The sequence below is a fragment of the Oribacterium sp. oral taxon 102 genome, assembly GCF_013394775.1.
Classification (GTDB): domain Bacteria; phylum Bacillota; class Clostridia; order Lachnospirales; family Lachnospiraceae; genus Oribacterium.
This window is the reverse complement of the sequence record NZ_JABXYT010000001.1, coordinates 2,120,001-2,134,199: the sequence shown is the minus strand read 5'-3', so window position 1 is coordinate 2,134,199 and position 14,199 is coordinate 2,120,001. Positions and strand designations below refer to the sequence as shown.

The window sequence follows — 14,199 nt, the reverse complement described above, 5'->3', positions numbered from 1 at the left end:
TTATCGTTTGAAAATCCGTATGGTACCGGAAAAATCGACATGGACCGTGCGTTCGGTGAGTTGTATGACCCTGCCCTCTCCGAATTTCAGATGATGAACGGAGAGACCGACTGTGAAGCCGGAAGTGCTGCCCTCTCGGAAAAACTGTTTTTTTTCCGGAGAAGATCGGCGCTTTACTGCAGTAAGGCGTGCCTTGGAGGCTGCTTCGCTATCCTCCCGCGGCGCGTCGAGGCTCTGCCCTGCAGATTTTTCCTCCATTTCCCGGAGATAGATCGAGGGCTTCGCCTGATTTTCAGTATAGCGCAGCAGGTATAAGGAATCTCTTGCGCGGGTCATCGCGACATAGAACAGCCGACGCTCCTCCTGGCGCTCCGTGAAGCTTCGTGCCAGCGGGCTCGGTGTGATTCCCATCACGCAGTCCATGATGAAAACAGTATCCCATTCCAGTCCCTTCGCCTGATGCATGGTACAGAGACGGACACCCTCTCCGCCGGAACGGAGACTCGCCCGATGCCGCTCGACATGGGAGACCGCCGCCTGATACCATGAAGACAGGTCGCCGCAGTGCGCGGCTGCCTCCTCGTAGAAGCAGAGCTTCGCCTCGAGTGCGGAGAACTCTGTGCCGCTGCTTTTCGCATAGTCCCGAAGATAGGAGCGGTAGTCGATCTCGTCATAAATTCCGGCGAGCTGCGCAGAGAGCGTCCGTCCCTTCAGCTCGTGCAGCTTCCGGAGGTAACGCCGGAAGTGATTGACGATTCGGGGGGAGGAGGGGTACTCTGCCTCCATTATACGATTTAAGTTGGAATCTGTCCATGTATCGATAGAAATAATACTTTGCAGCTTCACATAATGATTGGGACGATTCAGAACACGCAGCAGGTCTTCCTTCCGCCGCTTGCCCTGAATCAGGCGGAGATAGCAAAGAAGATCCCGAAAGATGAAGTGCTCATAGGGGTCGCGGAGAGATTCTGCCGCGTGGTAGGGCAGGCTCTGTGCTTCGAGGTACGCAGCGATATCCTCGAGCTGGGCGTTGGTTCGGGTGAGAACTGCCGTATTCCGGAGCGGCTGTCCTTCCGCACGGAGCTCCCGCAGCTTCTCGCAGAGCTTCTGCAGCGTCTCCGTCCGGGAGGCTGCGTGCAGCTGCTCGACGCGCCCTTCTCCGCTTCGGGCAGCCCGGATGTCCTTCGGGAAGCGGAGGGCGTTGTGTTCGATCAGCCTGCGGGACTGCTCCACGATGCGGGGAAGCGAGCGGTAATTGCTGTTCATGCAGAGCGTTTTCGCATGAGGAAAGTGTTTCCTGAAATCCGGCATGCTGCGGCTGTCTGCGCCGCGGAAGCTGTAAATGGACTGGTCATCATCTCCGACGACGCAGAGATTGCCGTCTTTTCCGGCGAGAAGATAGAGGATATCCCGTTGAATCCGGTTTGTATCCTGATATTCGTCACAGATCAGATAGGGAAAGAGTCTCCGGTAGTGTGCACAGACCGTAGGGCTTTCCCGGAGGAGACTGCGGCATTGCAGGATCATATCGTCGAAGTCGATCTGTCCGTTTTCCTTCTTCCGTGCTTCATACAGCGGGAGAAGCGTGCGGAGCTCGTCCTTGTCGAGACCGCTGCATTCGAAGCTGTTCATCGGAATGTCCTTATTTTTAAAGGCAGAGATATTCAGCAGAAGATCCTTCACGGAGAGATCGAAGGGATTTCTTGCGTGCTTCCGGATGAGCTCCGCAACATAGCTTCGCTGCTGCTCTCCGGAGAGCACCTGCTGCCGTTCGAAGCCGTTTTCGCGCAGGATACGGAGGGAAAGCGCATGGAGCGTCTGGAACTGGGCGCTGCTTTCTCCATAGTCCCGCCGGTAGCGCTCCCGCATTTCCCGCGCGGCGGATTCCGTGAAGGTTACCATCAGAATGCCGGAGGGATCGATGCCTGACTCCGTCATGTCGAAGATCCGCCGGAGCATGGTCGTAGTCTTGCCGGAGCCCGGACAGCTGATCAGCAGGAGCTGCCCTGCATGGGTTTTGACCGCTTCCTCCTACGCCGCATTATATTCCGTCATTCGCATGCCTCACAGCTGATGTGCATGAGCGCTTCGATCGCATGGTGAAGCTGATGTACCTCCGTGCTGTCCGCGGCATGGTAATAGACCTCCTTGCCCTCCCGATGCTGGGTGAGCAGCCGGGCGAGCCGCAGCTGCTTCAGGTGGTGGGAGACGGCGGGGGGAGACATCTGCATCCGTATGGAGAGGCTGCTGACGCATTCCTCACTGTGGCAGAGTATCCAGAAGATACGGAGACGGCTTCCGTCCCCGAGGATCTTGAAGCGCTCCGCCAGTGCAGTAAAATCTTCTATTTCAAGCATGGCAGTATTTCCTGTTTCTTCTATAAATTATATATATATATGCTATATGCCGAAGGTACCGGCTGCGCCGCTCTGTCCGATAAACATCTGTCTGTGCAGCTGCGGTATCTATTCGTCCGCCTGACAGGGGACTTATACAGTATAGGGAAAATATGTGATTTACGCAAGGAAAGAGGAGCTGTCATTCGGGACAGCTCCTCTCGGGGAGGGTGCACCGCCGCCGGAGGGATGTCCGGAAGCGGAATCGAAGCGTAGGGATAGGATCAATCCGCCACTGCATAACGGCGGGTGGATCTCCGATCGGAATAGAGCGCGGAGATCTGTGTCCGCTGGCGAAGGATACGGGCGGGCTCCTCCGGCTCGGAGAAGCTCTGGTGCTGATAGAGGTAGTTCATCAGCTCACGCCGCCGGACGATGCCGATGAAATGCTCGAGGTCGTCTACAACCGGAACGAAGTTCTGCGTCAGCGCCAGCTTCACGAGCCCCTCCATGGAGCTGGAGACATCGACCGGATCATAATGATTCTTCATCGCGATGTCCTTCACGCGAACCCTCTCTGCCTCGCGGAGGTCGAGCTGCAGCTGATTCTTGATCTCAAAGAGGAGATCTCCCTCTGTCAGTGTCCCTACGAAGCGGCCGTCTCTTGACAGGACGGGGATCGCGGAATAGCGGTGGTATTCCATCTTTTCCAGCGCGTTCCTGAGCGTGTCGTTCTCTTCGACGAATGCTACGTCGCATTTCGGTGTCAGAAAGAACAAAATATTCATAATGTATAAAAACCTCCTAAAAGCAGTTGAAATAGTGAGAAATATAAAACGAAACGGATATTTGCCTGTCTTTCACTTTTGATATTATCCTATAATATACTTGTGTCAGACCTGTGAATATATTATTACATTTTTCTCGAAAATTATAAAATTATTATTAAAAATGGCGAAGGAGGAAGACGGCATCTCCACAAGGGGAACAGCTTGTCCGCTGCGGGGAGAAAACGCGAGGGGAAATACAGCCGACTGTTTTGACAAGACTCTGTATCCTGTGTAAAATAATAAAGTTTAGAAATGAGGGAGAAGTCATGGCAGAGCAGAGAGAAGAGACCACGCTGGAGAGGCCGGCGGACAATACGCCTCCGGAGGAGCTGTATCAGGAGCTGATCACGGCGATTCGACGATACCACCCGTCCGGGGATCTCAGCATTATCGAGAAGGCGTATCAGGTCGCGAAGGAGCAGCACAGAGAGCAGAAGAGGAAGTCAGGTGAACCGTATATCATTCACCCTCTTTGCGTTGCCATCATTCTCGCAGATCTGGAAATGGACAAGGAAACGATCGCGGCGGGGCTCCTGCATGATGTCGTCGAGGATACGGGGATGACGCTGGAGAAGCTTCGCAGCCTTTTCGGGGAGGACGTGATGATCCTCGTCGACGGCGTCACGAAGCTGACGCAGATGAATCTGAATACGGATAAGGTAGAGATGCAGGCGGAGAATCTCCGCAAAATGTTTGTCTCCATGGCGAGGGATATCCGCGTCATCATCATCAAGCTTGCAGACCGCCTTCATAATCTGCGGACACTGGAGTATCAGACACCGAAGAAGCAGAAGGAAAAGGCGAAGGAGTCGCTGGAGATCTACTCGCCGCTCGCGGATCGGCTCGGTATCAGCCGGATCAAGATCGAGATGGATGATCTGTCTCTGAAATATCTGGAGCCGGAGGTATACTACGATCTCGCGGAGAAGGTGCATTTTAAAAAGGAGGTGCGGGAAGCACGCATCGAGAGCATCGTAAAGGAGGTTTCGGCGCACATTCATGAGGCGGGGATCGAGGCGCAGTTCAGCGGGCGCGTGAAGTATTTCTTCTCGATTTATCGGAAGATGGTTAATCAGAATAAGACCATCGACCAGATTTACGATCTTTTCGCGATCCGCATCATCGTGGATTCGCTCCGGGACTGCTATGCTGCGCTGGGCATCATTCATAAGATGTATACGCCGATCCCGGGCAGATTCAAGGACTATATCGCGATGCCGAAGCCGAACATGTACCAATCCCTGCATACGACGGTGATCGGGCAGGACGGGGTGCCGTTCGAGATCCAGATCCGCACCTTCGAGATGCACCGTACCGCGGAGTTCGGTATCGCAGCGCACTGGAAGTACAAGGAGCAGGGGGGCTCGCAGGAGAAGGCATCCGAGGCGGAGACGGCGAAGATGAACTGGCTGCACGAGATCCTCGAGTGGCAGAAGGACGAGTCGGATTCCAAGGAATTCATGAATATGGTGAAGTCTGACCTGAATCTCTTCAATGAGAATGTGTACTGCTTCACGCCTACCGGCGATGTGAAGAACCTGCCGGCGGGCTCCTGCCCGATCGACTTCGCCTATGCGATCCACTCCGCGATCGGCAATAAGATGGTCGGCGCCAAGGTAAATGACAAGCTGGTGCCGATCGAGTACCGCCTGCAGAATGGTGACCGGGTCGACATTATCACCTCGCAGAATTCCCGCGGTCCGTCCCGCGACTGGCTGAAGATCGTCAAATCCACGCAGGCAAAGAATAAGATCGCGCAGTGGTTCAAGCATGAGCTGAAGGAAGAGAATATCGATCGCGGCAAGGAGCTGCTGGACAAATATGTGAAGTCCAAGGGGCTGACGCTCGGCGAGCTGACGAAGCCGGAGTATGTGGAGGCAGTGCTGCGCCGCTATGGCTATATCGACTGGGAATCGCTCCTCGCCTCCGTGGGACGGGGCGGGATCAAGGAGTCCCAGGTCATCAGCAAGCTCATAGATATGAAGCAGAAGGCGGAGGCGAAGAATCTCGACGACAGCGAGGTGCTGCAGAATATCGAGGAGCTGAGCCGGAAGCCGGAGGTGATCCGGAAAACCAAGTCGGGCATCATCGTGAAGGGGATTCACGACCTTGCCGTCCGCTATGCGAAGTGCTGCTCTCCGGTGCCGGGAGACGAGATCGTCGGCTTCGTGACGAGGGGGCGTGGCATCACGGTGCACCGGACGGACTGCATCAATATGATGAATCTGCCGGAGGACGAGAAGGCGCGCCTGATCGAGGCGGAGTGGCAGACAGACAATACGAAGGAAACCTATGCGACGGAGCTGCAGATCTATACCAATAACCGGGTGGGGCAGATCGTGGATATCTCGAAGATCCTCGCGGATGCCAACATTGACATCAAGGCGCTGACCTCGCGGCTCGGCAAGAACGATAAGGCGACGATCACGATTTCCTTCGATATTCACAACAAGGAGGAGCTGGCGAGCCTCGTATCGAAGCTCCGGAAGATCAACGGAGTGCTCGACATCGAGAGGGCGCAGGGGTAGGAAAATGCTGAAGATAAAGAAATATACGATGGGCGTGATGCAGACCAATGTCTATTTCGCGCTGAATGAGGAGCACGGTGAGTGCGTAGTGATCGATCCTGCGGCAAACGCGGTGAAGCTTATCGACATTGCGGAAAATATTCTGCGGACGAAGCCGGCGGCGATCCTGCTCACACACGGGCACTTCGACCATATCCTCGCTGCCCAGGAGCTCGCGGCGCATTTCGGGATCCGGATCTATGCGGGAGAGAAGGAGCGGGAGACGCTTGCAAGCCCCGATGAAAACCTCTCCCGGAATTTCAATCTCGATATCTCGATCACGGAGTTCACGCCGCTTCGGGACGGGGATACGCCGGAGCTTGCCGGGGCGTGCTTCCGGGTGCTCGAGACGCCGGGACATACGCCGGGCGGCGTGTCCTATTTTACGGAGAATGAGGGGAAGCCGCTGGTCTTCACCGGGGACACGCTCTTTCAGGAGTCCTTCGGCAGGACGGATTTCCCGGGCGGCTCGGAGAAGCAGCTTTTCGACAGCATCCGGAACCGTCTGTTCACGCTGCCGGAGGAAACCATGGTTTACCCGGGACACGAGTCCGAGACAATGATCTCTCATGAGAAGAAGTATAACCCGGTCGTTTACCTCTCGCAGCTTGGGGCAGGAGGGATCTCCATATGATCCGGCTGGTACTGGACCGGAGGGCGGCTGTCTTTGAGCAGGATATCCGGGAGCTCTGCAAGTCCTTCTATCCGGGAGAGGATTTTGAGATCCACACCCCGGAGGGGGTACATCTCTCTGAGACGACGCAGGAGGAGAAGAATGCGCTGAAGACGGCGAAGGAGCGGCAGCAGGAGACAGCGGTGAATCCGAAGAGCCTGCGTCACCGGAATGCCGACAGGCGAAAGAGGGTGCTCACGCCCGAGGGGCTCAAGAACCGGGACGAGATCACGCTCTCGCTCGAGATCACAGGGGAGGCGCTGCCGCTTTCCGGCGACCGCAGGGCGGACAAGTCGCTCCTGAAGGCAGAGCTCTACAGGACGCTCTCCGCCCTGAGCGGCAGGGAGCTGCCCTGGGGAGATCTGACAGGGATCCGTCCGGTTTCGCTTGCCAGTCCGTATCTCACGGCACTGGGCGCGAAGCGTCCGGATGGGATGCCGTCGCAGGAGGATATCGATACGGTGCGAACCGCCATTTCCTCGGAATATCTGCTCCGTGGGGAGAAGCTCGTGCTTTTGATGGACATCGCGCTGCGGGAGCAGCGGATCCTGCACCGGATCGAGGAGAAAACGGGACATTCCTACCGGGAGGGCTTCAGCCTCTATATCGGTATTCCCTTCTGTCCGACCCGCTGCCTCTACTGCTCCTTTACCTCGAATCCGATCGCGCTCTGGGAGGAGAGGCTCCCGGACTATTTCAACTGTCTCCGGCAGGAGCTTCGCGCCGCAATGCGGGAGCTGTGCGGCAGGCAGGGGAAATATCTGCAGACGATCTATATCGGCGGCGGGACGCCGACCGCACTCAGCGCGTATTGGCTCTGTAAGCTTATGGAGCTTGTGCGGGAGGAATGTATCGAGCATCCGATGGCGGAGCTCTGCGAGTTTACGGTCGAGGCGGGACGTCCGGATTCGATCAACGAGGAGAAGCTCTGCATCCTGAGAAACGCCGGTGTCTCCCGAATCTCTATTAACCCGCAGAGCTTCGAGCAGAAGACGCTGGATCTGATCGGCAGGCAGCATAGCGTGGAGCAGACGAGTGATGCGTATCGGCTCGCCCGCTCTCTGGGCTTCGACAATATCAACATGGATATCATCCTGGGGCTCCCCGGAGAGCGGCTCCGAGAGGTGACGCACACGCTCTGCGAGGTCGCGAGACGCAGACCGGACAGTCTGACGGTGCACAGCCTTGCGGTGAAGCGGGCGGCACGGCTCACGCTGGAGCGGGAGCGCTGGAATCAGGTTTACCATGCAGGCGGAGATTTCACCGTCTATCCGGACGGCAGCACAGAGATGGAGCGGATGATGCGTGTTTCCGCGTATACGGCGGAGCTGTTGGAGCTGAAGCCCTATTACCTCTACCGGCAGAAAAATATGGCGGGGAATCTCGAGAATGTCGGATATGCGAGGGCGGGGAAGGAGTGCCTCTACAATATCCTGATGATGGAGGAGAAGCAGACTGTGGTGGGCTGCGGCGCAGGCTGCTCCAGCAAGTTTATTTTCCCGGGCAGAGACGGCGATCCGGCGAATAAACGGGTGGAGAGGTGCGACAATGGAAAGGATATCGGGAACTATATCCGGCGCTTCCCGGAGCTGCTGGAAAAGAAGCTGCGCTGTATGTCTGATTCTGCGTCTTGATCGATGCAGAGCCGATGTCCGAAAGTCGTAGACTTTCGGACATCGGCTCATTTTGATATGGCGCTTATTTTTGAAGATCCCGAGAGTGTGTGAAGGAATCTCTGTAAATAGGATTTATGTCTGAGGGCTTGCAAAAAGCAGCGTTATCGGCCTTCAGACGGTTGCTTAGGGAGTATCCCAAGCCGATATCATCAGCCTTGCCCCAGTGTATCAATTGACAAATCTTATATCAGTTTTTTGGGTTTACACAAAACTTGAAACTGTCTCACACTCATCTAAGGTTTAAATAGTATAGATCAGTTTGACAACATTTATTTTGAGAGCACTGCATCATTTCTGGAAAGAAGATATACACAATACTGATTCATGCTGATTCCTTCTTTCTGAGAATGTTCTGCCAGTGATCTGTGCAGGCTTCGTGGAATTCTCAATTTAAACTGTCCGGAATAATCTTTCAGGCTATCGGGCTCATGAATCTCCACACCTTCTTCTAATGCTGCTTCAATCCATGTTTTTTTTGCATCCAGCGCATTTGCTACTGCACTTTCTACAGTTTCTCCACAAGTAATGCATCCAGGCAAATCTGGATAAGAAACCACAAATCCGCCTTCATCCTTATCTTCTACAATTTCCATACGATAGGACATTGCCATATAATCATTCAATGTCTTCCTCATTCTTCACCTCGCTTTCTACAATTTGCCTTACCATTTCTACATATACTTTCTTGATAGGTTCATGCTTCGGTATTGTAATCGGCATACAGCCCTGCTTTCTGAAAGTGTAGTGACTGCTTCCGCTTCTTGGTGCATTCATTTCGTATCCATAGCTTTCCAATACCTTCCGCAGCTCATCAAACCGGAGGTCTTTCGATAAATTGCATATACGTGTTATCAGCTTATCCCATTTTGACATTTGTTATGCCTCCTGATTTTATATTATAAGTGGTGTCACATGGGGTGTCAATCAATTCGTTGTACAATTCCATGATGTTGCTGCATACTTGTACCGCCACGCTGACGTGCATTTAATAACAATTCTCTGATTTCATTTTCCATATCGATAAAGTTATTCCTGCGTTGCAGCGTTATATCATAAAACCTTGCATTGCCTCCTGAAATCGTCTATACTTTGATACCAGCGCCGAAGGTTGGTGACAGGCAGAATGCGGTACGGTGCTGTGTGACGCATCACATGCTTTTCACTGCATTTTGGCATAACAGAAGCAATGAAGAAGATTACGGGAAGGACATAGGAGCCAAAGGCTATGGGTCTGGAATTCAGAAATAAGCTGCCGAGCTCTGCGGAGCTGCGGGAGCAGTACCCGCTTCCGGCGGAGCTTGCGAGAGTCAAAGCGGAGCGGGACGAGGAAATCAAGCGGATCTTCCGGGGCGAGTCCGACCGCTTCCTGCTGATCATCGGGCCCTGCTCCGCGGATCATCCGGATCCGGTGCTGGAATACTGTAATCGTCTCCGGGAGGTCGCGGAGCAGGTGAAGGATCGGCTCTTCATCGTGCCGCGGATCTATACCAACAAGCCGCGGACGACGGGAGAGGGCTACAAGGGTATGATGCACCAGCCGGATCCGGAGAAGGACGCCGACGTGGCGGGCGGGATCGTTGCGATCCGACAGCTCCACATGGAGGTGCTGAAGCAGACCGGCTTCAGTACGGCGGACGAGATGCTCTATCCGGATAACCTCCGTTACCTCTCGGATGTGATGAGCTATATCGCGGTCGGCGCGCGCTCGGTGGAGAACCAGCAGCACAGGCTGGTCAGCTCCGGCATCGACGTGCCGGTGGGGATGAAGAATCCGACCTCCGGAGATCTCGGCGTCATGCTGAATGCGATCTATGCCGGACAGCACGGGCATGACTTCATTTTCCGGGAATGGGAGGTCAAGTCGGACGGCAATCCCTATACCCATGCCATCATGCGGGGCTCGCAGAGCAAGCACGGGCAGATGCTGCCGAACTACCATTATGAGGATCTGAAGCTGCTGCTCTCCCTCTACGGCGAGCGGGAGCTTTCGTACCCCGGCTGCGTTGTGGACACCAATCACTGCAATTCCGGGAAGAAATACAGAGAGCAGCTCCGCATCGCGCAGGAGGTCATGCATTCCCGCAAGTATTCGCAGGAGCTCGCTGGTTTCGTCAGGGGGCTGATGGTGGAGTCCTATCTGGAGGAGGGGAGCTGCAGGGTGGAGGAGCATATCTACGGCAAATCCATCACGGATGCCTGCATCGGCTGGGAGGATACGCTTCGGCTGATCGATATGGTCTACGAATATGCGCAGCAGACGACGAAATAGATAGGGGAGAAGCGGTTCTGTACGGGAGCACAGGATGGGATTTTTGCTGGGAGGCTGGAATGGGAGTATATGAGGAGCTGATCGAGCGCGGGCTGATCGCGCAGGTGACGAATGAGGAAGAGATCCGGGAGATGGTCAATGCCGGCAAGGCGACCTTCTATATCGGCTTCGATCCGACGGCGGATTCGCTCCATGTGGGGCACTTCATGGCGCTCTGTCTGATGAAGCGCCTGCAGGAGGCAGGGAACCGTCCGATCGCGCTGGTCGGCGGCGGCACCGGCATGATCGGCGATCCGTCCGGACGGAGTGACATGCGGAGCATGATGACGATAGAGCAGATCGACCATAACTGCGAGTGCTTCCGGAAGCAGATGAGCCGCTTCATCGAGTTCGGCGAGGACAAGGCGCTCATGGTGAACAACGCAGATTGGCTCCGCAACCTGAACTTCCTTGATTTCATGCGGGAGATCGGACCGGCGTTTTCCGTAAATGAGATGCTGCGGGCGCGCTGCTATGTGAACCGCCTCGAGAACGGGCTGTCCTTCCTCGAGTTCAGCTATATGCTGATGCAGGGCTACGACTTCTATATGCTCTATCAGAAGTACGGCTGCAATATGGAGTTCGGAGGGGACGACCAGTGGTCCAATATGCTTGCCGGGACGGAGCTGATCCGGAAGAAGCTGGGGAAGGACGCGCATGCGCTGACGATCACGCTTCTGACCAACAAGGAGGGCAAGAAGATGGGCAAGACCGCCAGCGGCGCGGTCTGGCTCGACCCGGAGAAGACAAGCCCGTACGAGTTCTATCAGTATTGGAGAAATGTAGACGATGCCGATGTTCTGAAGTGCATGAAGCTTCTGACCTTTCTGCCGATTGAGGAAATCAGGGCGATGGAGGGCTGGGAGGGCGCAGAGCTCAATAAGGCGAAGGAAATCCTTGCTTACCACCTGACCGAGCTGGTGCACGGCAGGGAGGAGGCGGAAAAGGCGGATTCCGCGGCAAAGGCGATCTTCGCGGGCGGCGGTGTGTCCGAAAATATGCCGAAGCTTTGCCTGGAGGATGCAGACTTTACGGATGACAGCATTGATATCCTGAGCATCCTGGTCAGAGCTGGGCTCTCTGCCTCCCGCGGCGAGGCGCGCAGAAACGTGCAGCAGGGCGGCGTGCAGCAGGACGGAAAAAAGATCACGGATATCACGAGACGTTATGCGAGAGCCGACTTTGGCGAGGGACTCGTGTTCCAGCGAGGTAAGAAGAATTTCGTGCTGGTGAAGGCGTGATGCGGAAGGCATAAACCTTACGAAAAGCTTAACAAAAGGGGTCGAAAGCAGGCGGAAGCTTGCCGAGATCTCTTTTTTTCGCTATAATAGTTTCGTTCTTACTGGGAGTGGGGGGAGTCTGCGCCATGAAAGCAGGAGAGGGGAAGGGATAAAGATGCATCTGAAACGATATATCGCGGCGGCATTGACCGCATTGCTGTTTTCCCTGCCTGCCTATGCGGCAGAAAATGCTGCAGGGAGCTATACAGTGGATCTGGCGTGCGAGTCGGAGCCCGTAGAGGGTAAGGTGAACGATCCTGTCAGCGGGAAAACCGTCAGAGGGAAGATTTTCAGCGGGAATCCCAGCTTCCATGTGGAGTGCGCCTCCTCCTCGAAGCAGGCGGCAGACATTATCGTATACAGCAATACCTATGTCGAGGGCGAGGATAAGGGCGTCCGGAATCGTTTGATGAAGAAGAAGGTTCGCATCAACGAGAGCTTCCGGCTCCTGCCGGAGGAGATCTATGAGGCAGGCGAGGAGGACGGAAGCCTCTATGACTTCCTGAACCAGTGCTTCGTGCTTCGGGTCTATGAAGATGAGTCGGATACGGTATATAAGGATTACTACATCGGCATTGTGGATGACAATATGTTTTCTGAAATGTCGGTGCAGCAGGCTGAGAGAGCTGCCGCGGAGAAGGAAAGAGCGGCAAGGCTGGGGCCGGCGCTCCGGTAATACATGCATCATAGAGAGACGAGAGATCCGGGAAATATCCCCGGATCTTTTTCTGTTGTAAGAATATGTAAGGATTTTTAAATGGAAATTTGGATGGGATGATTGTATAGTTAGGTGGCTCCCGGAGACGGGACAGACTTCAATGAGGGACAGAGGAGGATAAGATGCAGGAGAAGGGAAGCGGGCTTTCCAAGAGGCTTACAGGCTTTTTGCTGATAAGTATTCTGATGCTGCTGTTCGGCAGCATTATGGCGTATGCGCAGGAAATGAGTGCAAGCATCTCGTCAGTGACGATCGGCGGGCAGGCGAACGACCGGATCAATGTGAATCTGCAGACAAACCAGAAAACGGCCGGGACGGACGGTAAGCTCTATATTTTCGAGATGAAGCCCTATCAGCCGGAGCTGACGAGGCTGATGAAGCCGGTGGCGAGCGCGGATATCTCCGGAAATATGACGGTGAGCTTCGATCTCAATGCCGGACCGGGAGAGAAGAGGCTTTACAGCGCCTTCATGGCGGCGGTGAAGACCGGGAGGGGCTATGAGGCGGTCAGCGACCGGCATTACATTACCAATCCGGAGGTGCTGGCAGGAAACAGGGATGCGGCGCGGAACCCGGGGAAGAAAGGGCTTCGTGTGGATCCGAATATTCTGGACGATGCGCTGAGCCTCAACATCAAGCATGCCGGCGTAGATATCCCGACGCACCGTTTCTTCGGCTCCGGCATCAGCTACAGCTATGAGGGCAAGACCTTCTCCATCAATGCGGAGCTGATCAACCAGCTGGATCAGGAGGTGAAGCGGCTGAGCGATTCCGGTGTAGCGGTGACGGCGATCCTCCTGAACGCATGGAACACGGTGACACCGGAGCTGAACCGGAACGGCATCAGCCAGCTTCCCGCGGCGCAGGCACAGTATTATACCTTTAATGTGGAGACGGAGGCGGGCTTCCGCGCGGTTAAAGCGATGGCATCCTTCCTCGCGAAGCGCTACAACGGGCAGAACGGGCACGGCAAGATCACGAACTGGGTAGTCGGAAACGAGATCGACAACCAGTATTGGAACTATGCGGGTGACTTCGATGTGGCGAGCTACACGAGGCTTTTCCAGCGCGCCTTCCGTGTGTTCTATACGGCGATGAAGGCGGAGAGCTCCAATGACAATATCATGTTTTCGCTGGATCACTACTGGAACAGCCTGCCGGAGGCGGCGCCGGTAGGGAAGTACAAGGGAAGGGATGTGCTGGAGTGGTTCAATCACTGGGACTATGCCGAGGGACGTACGAACTGGGCGTTGGCGTATCATCCATACTCCTACCCTCTGAGCAGTCCGGAATTCTGGGACGATGAGGAGAGCGGCAAGGTAGATCAGACGAACGATACGCAGGTGATCAGCTTCCAGAATCTGCATGTGCTGACGGACTTTATGAGAAATGAAGCGATGCTGACGCCGGGCGGAGAGGTGCGGAAGATCTTCCTGACAGAGCAGGGCTTCAGCAGCACGAAGGGAAAGCAGGACAAGACGCAGGAGCAGGCTGCGGCAGTGGCGTATTCCTATTACATAGTAGACAACAATCCGTACATCAGCGCCTATCTCCTGAGCCGGCAGGAGGACAATGAGGGGGAAACCGCGCACGGGCTCTCCTTCGGGCTTTCTTCGATTCAGAATCATCAGCTCGTCGCGAAGCCGGCACATGAGGTTTTCCGTTACATCGACGATCCGGCGAAGTCGCTGGAGGTCTCGGAATTTGCGAAGGAAATTCTCGGCATCACGGACTGGAGCGAACGGATCCCGGACTTTCACGCGCCGGCGGTCGGATAAATGCAGAGGGCGGCCGCAGGATATCTGCTCCTC

General features: G+C 55.2%; 13 protein-coding genes and 1 pseudogene (1 of these 14 cut by a window edge). 8 read left to right on the top strand and 6 right to left on the bottom strand.

Features of this window, described 5'->3' with window-relative positions; translation table 11 throughout:
- The 4 genes and pseudogenes from HW273_RS11695 to HW273_RS09485 all read right to left on the bottom strand — a co-directional run bounded on the left by HW273_RS11695 (nucleotide 1) and on the right by HW273_RS09485 (nucleotide 3,124).
- The gene (locus HW273_RS11695; protein ID WP_279287611.1) at nucleotides 1-786 is read right to left on the bottom strand and encodes a 3'-5' exonuclease; all 786 of its coding nucleotides are present in this window, start codon (nucleotides 784-786) and stop codon (nucleotides 1-3) included.
- A 45-nt stretch (nucleotides 787-831) separates the two neighbouring features.
- A pseudogene (locus tag HW273_RS11690) lies at nucleotides 832-2,016 on the bottom strand (ATP-dependent helicase); the annotation flags it as partial.
- A gap of 35 nt (nucleotides 2,017-2,051) precedes the next feature.
- On the bottom strand, nucleotides 2,052-2,357 hold the full coding sequence (locus HW273_RS09490) for an ArsR/SmtB family transcription factor (RefSeq protein ID WP_179011842.1): 306 nt from the start codon (nucleotides 2,355-2,357) through the stop codon (nucleotides 2,052-2,054).
- Between the two features lie 263 nt (nucleotides 2,358-2,620).
- On the bottom strand, nucleotides 2,621-3,124 hold the full coding sequence (locus tag HW273_RS09485) for a CBS domain-containing protein (RefSeq protein ID WP_179011840.1): 504 nt from the start codon (nucleotides 3,122-3,124) through the stop codon (nucleotides 2,621-2,623).
- Between the two features lie 308 nt (nucleotides 3,125-3,432).
- On the opposite strand from HW273_RS09485, the gene HW273_RS09480 reads away from it, so the two are divergent.
- From HW273_RS09480 to hemZ, 3 genes are read left to right on the top strand one after another with little or no spacing between them, the layout of a single operon-like run.
- Nucleotides 3,433-5,694: a RelA/SpoT family protein gene (locus HW273_RS09480; RefSeq protein WP_179011838.1), complete on the top strand. Its 2,262-nt coding sequence runs from the start codon at nucleotides 3,433-3,435 to the stop codon at nucleotides 5,692-5,694.
- Between the two features lie 4 nt (nucleotides 5,695-5,698).
- Entirely contained in the window at nucleotides 5,699-6,367 is a 669-nt protein-coding gene (locus HW273_RS09475; protein WP_243206783.1) for an MBL fold metallo-hydrolase, read from the top strand.
- On the top strand, nucleotides 6,364-8,040 hold the full coding sequence (hemZ, locus tag HW273_RS09470) for a coproporphyrinogen dehydrogenase HemZ (protein WP_179011836.1): 1,677 nt from the start codon (nucleotides 6,364-6,366) through the stop codon (nucleotides 8,038-8,040). The genes HW273_RS09475 and hemZ overlap by 4 nt, the downstream gene beginning before the upstream one ends.
- 311 nt (nucleotides 8,041-8,351) lie before the next feature.
- Here hemZ and HW273_RS09465 read toward each other — a convergent pair whose 3' ends face one another.
- Entirely contained in the window at nucleotides 8,352-8,717 is a 366-nt protein-coding gene (locus HW273_RS09465) for a type II toxin-antitoxin system HicB family antitoxin (RefSeq protein WP_179011834.1), read from the bottom strand.
- On the bottom strand, nucleotides 8,698-8,955 hold the full coding sequence (locus HW273_RS09460) for a type II toxin-antitoxin system HicA family toxin (protein WP_179011832.1): 258 nt from the start codon (nucleotides 8,953-8,955) through the stop codon (nucleotides 8,698-8,700). Before HW273_RS09460 ends, HW273_RS09465 begins: the two co-directional genes overlap by 20 nt.
- A gap of 352 nt (nucleotides 8,956-9,307) precedes the next feature.
- On the opposite strand from HW273_RS09460, the gene HW273_RS09455 reads away from it, so the two are divergent.
- From HW273_RS09455 to HW273_RS09435, 5 genes are all read left to right on the top strand, one after another.
- Nucleotides 9,308-10,351: a 3-deoxy-7-phosphoheptulonate synthase gene (locus HW273_RS09455; RefSeq protein ID WP_179011831.1), complete on the top strand. Its 1,044-nt coding sequence runs from the start codon at nucleotides 9,308-9,310 to the stop codon at nucleotides 10,349-10,351.
- Between the two features lie 59 nt (nucleotides 10,352-10,410).
- Nucleotides 10,411-11,631 (top strand): tyrosine--tRNA ligase, encoded by a 1,221-nt coding sequence (gene tyrS / locus HW273_RS09450; protein ID WP_179011829.1) that lies wholly within the window; start codon nucleotides 10,411-10,413, stop codon nucleotides 11,629-11,631.
- 154 nt (nucleotides 11,632-11,785) lie between these two features.
- Nucleotides 11,786-12,346 (top strand): hypothetical protein, encoded by a 561-nt coding sequence (locus HW273_RS09445; protein ID WP_179011827.1) that lies wholly within the window; start codon nucleotides 11,786-11,788, stop codon nucleotides 12,344-12,346.
- A 164-nt stretch (nucleotides 12,347-12,510) separates the two neighbouring features.
- Nucleotides 12,511-14,166, top strand: a complete 1,656-nt coding sequence (locus tag HW273_RS09440; RefSeq protein ID WP_243206782.1) for a DUF5722 domain-containing protein — start codon at nucleotides 12,511-12,513, stop codon at nucleotides 14,164-14,166.
- Nucleotides 14,167-14,199 carry the 5' end (the start) of a DUF1294 domain-containing protein gene (locus HW273_RS09435; protein WP_179011825.1) on the top strand. Its footprint extends 252 nt past the window's final position, so the window shows 33 of its 285 coding nt (coding positions 1-33); its start codon is at nucleotides 14,167-14,169; its stop codon lies beyond the right edge, outside the window.

Coding starts and splice junctions, on each gene's coding strand:
- HW273_RS11695 (WP_279287611.1), bottom strand. CDS start 786: ATGGAGGCAGAGTACCCCTCCTCCCCCCGAATCGTCAATCACTTCCGG.
- HW273_RS09490 (WP_179011842.1), bottom strand. CDS start 2,357: ATGCTTGAAATAGAAGATTTTACTGCACTGGCGGAGCGCTTCAAGATC.
- HW273_RS09485 (WP_179011840.1), bottom strand. CDS start 3,124: ATGAATATTTTGTTCTTTCTGACACCGAAATGCGACGTAGCATTCGTC.
- HW273_RS09480 (WP_179011838.1), top strand. CDS start 3,433: ATGGCAGAGCAGAGAGAAGAGACCACGCTGGAGAGGCCGGCGGACAAT.
- HW273_RS09475 (WP_243206783.1), top strand. CDS start 5,699: ATGCTGAAGATAAAGAAATATACGATGGGCGTGATGCAGACCAATGTC.
- hemZ (WP_179011836.1), top strand. CDS start 6,364: ATGATCCGGCTGGTACTGGACCGGAGGGCGGCTGTCTTTGAGCAGGAT.
- HW273_RS09465 (WP_179011834.1), bottom strand. CDS start 8,717: ATGAGGAAGACATTGAATGATTATATGGCAATGTCCTATCGTATGGAA.
- HW273_RS09460 (WP_179011832.1), bottom strand. CDS start 8,955: ATGTCAAAATGGGATAAGCTGATAACACGTATATGCAATTTATCGAAA.
- HW273_RS09455 (WP_179011831.1), top strand. CDS start 9,308: ATGGGTCTGGAATTCAGAAATAAGCTGCCGAGCTCTGCGGAGCTGCGG.
- tyrS (WP_179011829.1), top strand. CDS start 10,411: ATGGGAGTATATGAGGAGCTGATCGAGCGCGGGCTGATCGCGCAGGTG.
- HW273_RS09445 (WP_179011827.1), top strand. CDS start 11,786: ATGCATCTGAAACGATATATCGCGGCGGCATTGACCGCATTGCTGTTT.
- HW273_RS09440 (WP_243206782.1), top strand. CDS start 12,511: ATGCAGGAGAAGGGAAGCGGGCTTTCCAAGAGGCTTACAGGCTTTTTG.